Here is a 5,132-nt window from a genome sequence, read left to right as displayed (position 1 = left end):
GGGGAGATCATCCCGATGACCGTCTGCCCGGCCGCGTCCTACGTCGCTGCCCGGCAGTTGAACAAGGAAGCCCGTGCAGAAGCCCATGCCGACGCGCTGCGGAAGGCAGGTGGGCTATGATCGTCTACAACGTGAAGCGGCGCTTCTTCGCCATGAAGGCGGATGCCGATGCCTATCGCCGGATGGAGGGCCTGAAACCTTCGGCGCTCGCCAAGCTGGAAATAGTGGACAGGGCGGAGCTGGCCACCTTGCTGAATGCTCTCGCCGAACCGACGCCGCAACATCTCACGGCGCTTCCCGAGACCGTTGCGCCGACCTCCGTCATCGACGGGGCCTTCATCGCCCCCGATTTCGACATACCGGCCTTCCTCCGGGAGAGCTGGGCGAAGCATCGGTCCAGACAGGGAGAGGCTTCATGAACCGGGAATCGATCCGCAAGCGCATCAATGTCCTGCGCGAGCGCACCACGGCACGGGGCTGCACGGAAGCGGAGGCCATGGAAGCCGCCGCGAAGGCGGCCGAGCTGATGCGCGAGCACAACCTGTCCGGCGAAGACCTCGACATGGGCGAGGAAGTCGCCACGGTTCGGGCCAGCGACAAGCGGCTGCGCCATCGCCTTTGGGCCATGGTCGCGGTCTGCACCAACACCAGGGCCGTCACGCGGCAGCTCATCGGCAGCCTGCAGGTGGTCTATGTCGGCCGCGATCCGGACCCGGAGATTGCGGCCTACCTGCTCGACGTCTGCAACAATCTCATCGACGCCGAGCTGAAGATTTACCGCCAGGGGAGCTTCTACCGGTCGCGCCGCAAGGCTTCGACCCGGAGGAAGGCCGCGGCCGACTTCACGGTGGCCATGGTTCAGCGGCTCACCGTCCGCTTGCATGACCTCTTCCGCGGCGAGATCGACGGCGCGCGCGCCGCCAAGGCCGGCGTCGAGCTCGACCGGCGCTTCCCCGCCTCCAGGTCGGCGGGACCGGCCAAGCCTCACAAGGTGACATACGACGACGCGGCCGGCGCCGGCTGGATGGCCGGCGACCGCGTCAATATCGGCCGGGGCGTTCGCGGCGGGACCGATCAACCCTTGCTCATCGGGAGGAGCTGATGCGCCATTTCTATTCCAAACAACACCTGCTCGACGGCATCCGCGACGAGGCGGAACGACAGGGTTGCTCCATCCTGGAGCGCAAGGGCCGGGTTTATGCGATTGCCGGCATGTCCTGCGAATGCGGTCGCCAGTCCATAACCGACGTTGACCTGACCGAGGTGGCTGATCGGCTTTGGGCGGAGTTCAGCGGTTCCCCCCGAACGGAGGAGGGCAATGCCGATGCTTAGTAAAGCCGTTGCCTTCGCTATCTGGTCGGCTGCGTTCACCACCTTGCTCTACCTCTTCGGCGTCTTCGTGTCATTGGAGACCGATGTAAGGCAATGGGCCGCACCCGGACGTTTCCTGACGGCCTTCCTGTGGTTGGTTGCCCACTTCGTGCTTGCCGTCGCTGCCTTCGGCTCGAAGTCCTCAGGAGGCAGTCATGGCTGAAAACTCCGCGATCTCCTGGACCCGTCACACCTGGAACCCGTGGATGGGCTGCACCAAGGTCTCTCCGGCCTGCGACGGCTGCTATGCCGAAGCGCTCATGGACAAGCGCTACGGCAAGGTACAGTGGGGCCACCATCCGCGCGTCCGAACCGGCACACACACCTGGAACGATCCGTTCCGCTGGCAGCGGCAGGCGGAAAAGGATGGCGATCGGCCGCTCGTCTTCTGCGCCAGCCTGGCCGACATCTTCGACAACCAGGTGCCGGGCGATTGGCGTGCAGATGCGTTCGACGTCATGCGCCGTACCCCGCGTCTCGTGTACCTCCTGCTGACCAAGCGGCCGCAGAACATCATCCGGCTCGCACGCGAGGCGGGCGGGCTACCGCCCAACGCGGCGATCGGCACGACCTGCGAGGATCAGCAGCGCGCGGACATCAACCTCCCGGCGCTGAAGTCGGCCTATTGGGTGACCCGCCCGTTGTTCACCTTCGCCAGCTTCGAGCCGTTGCTTGGCCCGATCCATATTCCGCCGGGCGTGATGCCGCATTGGATTATTACCGGCGGAGAGACGGACCAGGGAAGTCACAGGGCGCGTCCGACGCATCCGGGCTGGTTCGTCTCGTTGCGAGACCAATGCGCTGCGGCCGGCGTTCCCTTTCACCACAAGCAGAACGGCGAGTTTCTGCCGGAAGACTGGCTCGATAAGGATGGCTACCAGTGGCAAGCGGGGTACGCGTGCCCGAAGGTCCATCGCTTCTCCGATGGAACCGCATGCATTCGCGTCGGCAAGAAACAATCCGGGCGCAAGCTGGATGGTGTCGAGCACAACGCGTTTCCGCCGCTCCCCGTCTCCGTCGAGGAGGCTCATCATGGCTGACCAGCTCCGTCCTTTCACCTGCACCTATCGATACGAGCGCCGCCCGATCGACGTCACCGTGCATGCCCGCTCCTGGGAGGAGGCCTCCGCCCGCCTGCGCGCGATCGGGATGACCGCCCGCATCGACGTCGGGCGAGCCCCCAAGGTCGGGCCGCTGCGCGCCTATCCGTGCTGCTACGAGTTCGAAGGCGTATGGAGCGGGCTTCTGGTTGCCGCCCGTTCCAGGGAGGACGCCGCCGAGCGGTTTCGTGCAATCGGCAGAACGGCCGTCGTCAACGGCGAGCAGGTCAAGGAAATCGGGGCCGGCGTCTTCGGCGAGGGCCTCGGCCGCGCCCTGACGGCCGCACGGAGGGCCGGCCAATGACCTCCACCATTGCCGCCATCCATGTCGGCTTCAAGCAGCTCGGCATTGCCGAGGACGAGGACAAGCGGGCGATCTATTCCCGTGTGACCGGCAAGAACCGCCTCAGCCTCATGAAGCCGGCCGAGAAGGACGCCGTGCTTGCCGAGCTGCGCCGCCTCGGCTTCTCGGCTGTGCCGCGGCGTTCGAACGGCCGGCAGCAGCTCACCGGCAAATTCGCCAAGAAGCTCCAGGCGCTCTGGATAGGCGCCTGGAACCTCGGCCTGGTCGAGGACCGGGACGATGCGGCCCTCATCGCCTTCGTGAAGCGCCAGACCGGCCTCGACCAGGTCCGCTTCCTCCACCATGCCGATGACGCCCGCGCCGTCGTCGAGGCGCTGAAGGCGTGGATGGCGCGCGAGGCAGGTGTCAACTGGTCTCCCCCGGACAAGCGCTCGGCCGCCTATCTCGGGCGGTACGGCTACAAGATCGCGTGGGCGCAGTGGCGTATCCTGCATCCCGGCGCCGACCGGATCGTCCGAAAGGGCTTTGATACCTTCGTCGTCGACGTCACCGGCACGACCGATCTGTGGTCCGAGATCTCGGACGAGCAGTGGCAGGCGGTCATGAATGCCCTCGGGCCGCGCGTGCGCGCCGCCAGGAAGGCGGTGAAGGCATGACCAGGTCATCGCACAAGGACTTCCGCAAGTCCGTCGCCGAGATCTTCACCACCGGCTTGAAGCTCAAGAAGGTGATGCAGAAGAAGCGCCTGACGCGGGCACGATGCGTGTGCCCGCGCTGCGGCGGCATGATCCACGCCGCGCTGATCGGTTCGCGGCAGCACCTGCATATGGCCTGCCAGGGCGGATGCGGCATGCAGATGCTGGAGTGAGCCATGGCCCGCGCAACCGACACCACGCCGCTTCCGCTGTTCGAGGTGGAGACTTTGAAGGCCATTCGAGAGGAGCGTGAAGCCCTTTTGAAGAAGCTTCAGCGCGGCGGTGTCGATGCGCATACCAGGATCCGTCGCGAGGAGCGGCTGAAACTCCTCACCGCGCGGCAGATCGAGATCGAGATGCATTGCGGGCTGGGATTGAACGGAGGCCGCCGTGGCTGATCACTCCGCCGATCGCGCCTGGATGACGCCGCTGTTGAACAGGATCGCGGATGTTGCCGGGGAACGCGCGGCGCTCACCCTTGCGCGGGAAAAGGCAGGTCAGCAGATTTACGTTCCCGACACTGTGGGTCCTGATCATTGGCTTGTTCAAATGGTTGGCCTCGAACCAGCGTTGGCGATGGCCTCGACATGGGGCACGCAGCATATAACGATCCCGGTTGCCTTGAATGGCGACCGGCGCCGGCGGGCGGCCGCGATTGCCGAGCTAATCGAAAAAGGCTACTCCAACAATCAGATCGTCCAGATGACAGGCGTGTCCCGTCGCACCGTCATAGATCACCGCCGCAAGCAACCCGACGATCGACAAGGCTCTCTCTTTTGAGCCGTGGTGCGGTTTTGCCCTTCTGACAAGCCCCGATGGCGAAGCCATGGTCCGACCAGATGCCTGAGTTTTTCAGGCGTTTTCTCGACCCAGGGGATTTACTTTGAGCACCACCTTCGACCAATGGGTCATTTCCCGCCTTTTGGCCCATGGCGCCTATGCCGGCGCCGTCGACGGCGCGCCGGGCCGCAAGATGATCGAGGCGCTGGAGCGCTTCCAGCGCGCCGAGGGCCTGCCGGTGACCGGGATGGCGAACGCGGCCACCGTCGAGGCGCTGCGGCGCACCGGCCCGAAGTCGGTCCCCGTCGCCGCACCCGCCGTGCCGGCCGAGCCCGTCTGGATGCGCGAGGCGCGACGTCACATGGGCCTGCGGGAGATCGCCGGCAAGGGCTCGAACGCGACGATCATGTCCTGGGCGAAGCGCCTCGGCGGATGGGTTGCCGGCTTCTTCACGGATGACGACATTCCCTGGTGCGGCCTTGCCGTCGCAGCATGGGTCGCGATCACGCTGCCGAAGGAGGCGCTTCCGTCCAATCCGCTCGGCGCGCTGAACTGGCGGAAGTTCGGCGTCGGCCTTTCGACGCCGGCCCTCGGAGCGATCCTCGTCTTCACCCGGAGCGGCGGCGGCCATGTCGGGCTCTACGCCGGAGAGGACAACACGCATTTTCATGTCCTCGGCGGCAACCAGAGCAATTCGGTCTCGATCACGCGGATCGAGAAGGGCCGCCTGGTCGCCGTCCGCTGGCCCTCCACCGGCGGCAACCCGGCCGGCGGGCGGGTGCATCTTTCCTCCAAGGGCGTGCCCGTCACGAGGAACGAAGCATGAGCGAGCGCCCGACCTACCGCACGACGAAACGGCAAATCTGGCTGTCCTTCGCCTTC

The 5,132-nt window shown here is 65.8% G+C and carries 11 protein-coding genes; all 11 read left to right on the top strand.

What is annotated here, in order from left to right:
• Nucleotides 1-116 precede the first annotated feature (116 nt).
• The 11 genes from ACIIOY_RS26635 to ACIIOY_RS26585 all read left to right on the top strand — a co-directional run bounded on the left by ACIIOY_RS26635 (nucleotide 117) and on the right by ACIIOY_RS26585 (nucleotide 5,076).
• On the top strand, nucleotides 117-419 hold the full coding sequence (locus ACIIOY_RS26635; RefSeq protein WP_411037687.1) for a hypothetical protein: 303 nt from the start codon (nucleotides 117-119) through the stop codon (nucleotides 417-419).
• Nucleotides 416-1,102 carry a DUF7168 domain-containing protein gene (locus ACIIOY_RS26630; protein ID WP_411037686.1) on the top strand — a complete coding sequence of 229 codons (687 nt, stop codon included), beginning with the start codon at nucleotides 416-418 and terminating at the stop codon, nucleotides 1,100-1,102. Before ACIIOY_RS26635 ends, ACIIOY_RS26630 begins: the two co-directional genes overlap by 4 nt.
• Nucleotides 1,102-1,332: a hypothetical protein gene (locus tag ACIIOY_RS26625; RefSeq protein ID WP_411037685.1), complete on the top strand. Its 231-nt coding sequence runs from the start codon at nucleotides 1,102-1,104 to the stop codon at nucleotides 1,330-1,332. The genes ACIIOY_RS26630 and ACIIOY_RS26625 overlap by 1 nt, the downstream gene beginning before the upstream one ends.
• Nucleotides 1,319-1,534: a hypothetical protein gene (locus ACIIOY_RS26620; RefSeq protein ID WP_411037684.1), complete on the top strand. Its 216-nt coding sequence runs from the start codon at nucleotides 1,319-1,321 to the stop codon at nucleotides 1,532-1,534. Before ACIIOY_RS26625 ends, ACIIOY_RS26620 begins: the two co-directional genes overlap by 14 nt.
• Nucleotides 1,527-2,411: a DUF5131 family protein gene (locus ACIIOY_RS26615; protein ID WP_411037683.1), complete on the top strand. Its 885-nt coding sequence runs from the start codon at nucleotides 1,527-1,529 to the stop codon at nucleotides 2,409-2,411. The genes ACIIOY_RS26620 and ACIIOY_RS26615 overlap by 8 nt, the downstream gene beginning before the upstream one ends.
• Nucleotides 2,404-2,775, top strand: a complete 372-nt coding sequence (locus ACIIOY_RS26610; protein WP_411037682.1) for a hypothetical protein — start codon at nucleotides 2,404-2,406, stop codon at nucleotides 2,773-2,775. The genes ACIIOY_RS26615 and ACIIOY_RS26610 overlap by 8 nt, the downstream gene beginning before the upstream one ends.
• The gene (locus ACIIOY_RS26605; RefSeq protein ID WP_411037681.1) at nucleotides 2,772-3,431 is read left to right on the top strand and encodes a regulatory protein GemA; all 660 of its coding nucleotides are present in this window, start codon (nucleotides 2,772-2,774) and stop codon (nucleotides 3,429-3,431) included. Before ACIIOY_RS26610 ends, ACIIOY_RS26605 begins: the two co-directional genes overlap by 4 nt.
• Nucleotides 3,428-3,643, top strand: coding sequence for a hypothetical protein (locus tag ACIIOY_RS26600; protein ID WP_411037680.1), 216 nt, complete (start codon nucleotides 3,428-3,430; stop codon nucleotides 3,641-3,643). The genes ACIIOY_RS26605 and ACIIOY_RS26600 overlap by 4 nt, the downstream gene beginning before the upstream one ends.
• A 3-nt stretch (nucleotides 3,644-3,646) precedes the next feature.
• Complete coding sequence (locus ACIIOY_RS26595) at nucleotides 3,647-3,868, top strand: hypothetical protein (RefSeq protein WP_411037679.1); 222 nt, start codon at nucleotides 3,647-3,649, stop codon at nucleotides 3,866-3,868.
• The gene (locus ACIIOY_RS26590) at nucleotides 3,861-4,250 is read left to right on the top strand and encodes a helix-turn-helix domain-containing protein (protein WP_411037678.1); all 390 of its coding nucleotides are present in this window, start codon (nucleotides 3,861-3,863) and stop codon (nucleotides 4,248-4,250) included. The genes ACIIOY_RS26595 and ACIIOY_RS26590 overlap by 8 nt, the downstream gene beginning before the upstream one ends.
• Nucleotides 4,251-4,353: 103 nt before the next feature.
• A complete protein-coding gene (locus ACIIOY_RS26585; RefSeq protein WP_411037677.1) occupies nucleotides 4,354-5,076 on the top strand; it encodes a TIGR02594 family protein in 723 nt (240 codons plus the stop codon).
• The last annotated feature ends 56 nt before the right edge of the window (nucleotides 5,077-5,132 follow it).

Origin of the sequence: Shinella agrisoli (assembly GCF_046557955.1) — a bacterium.
Classification (GTDB): Bacteria; Pseudomonadota; Alphaproteobacteria; order Rhizobiales; family Rhizobiaceae; genus Shinella.
Note: the sequence above shows the minus strand (reverse complement) of the source record. Positions and strands in the feature narration are given on the sequence as shown.